The organism is Bacteriovorax sp. DB6_IX (assembly GCF_000447775.1).
Classification (GTDB): Bacteria; Bdellovibrionota; Bacteriovoracia; order Bacteriovoracales; family Bacteriovoracaceae; genus Halobacteriovorax_A.
The window spans coordinates 1-260 of sequence record NZ_AUNJ01000026.1 but is presented as its reverse complement, the minus strand read 5'-3'; the positions used below and the strand labels follow the sequence as shown (position 1 = coordinate 260).

Annotated in this window: 1 protein-coding gene; it reads right to left on the bottom strand. The window is 35.8% G+C overall.

Annotated features, from left to right (window positions below; all coding sequences use genetic code 11):
- Positions 1 to 55: 55 nt before the first annotated feature.
- Positions 56 to 260 (bottom strand): RpiB/LacA/LacB family sugar-phosphate isomerase (locus tag M901_RS00810; protein ID WP_021276250.1); only part of this gene is annotated, 205 nt, incomplete at its 5' end.

Sequence of the window (260 nt, the reverse complement as noted above, 5' to 3'; positions counted from 1 at the left end):
ATAACAACTGCAAAAATAAAAAAGTAACCTAATTTCTCTGTCCACTTCATATTCATTAAATCTTAGTCCCTAACTCAGCAAACATATTTGTTCTAATTTCGTGGCGTCCACCTTCAAATTCAGTTTCAAGCCAAATTTTTAACATCGCTTCCATCTCTTTATGAGATGACACTCTTCCACCGAAGCAAATTACATTTGAGTTATTATGCTCACGGCTCAATCTTGCATCATCAATGCTTCGACATAGAGCTGCTGTAAAC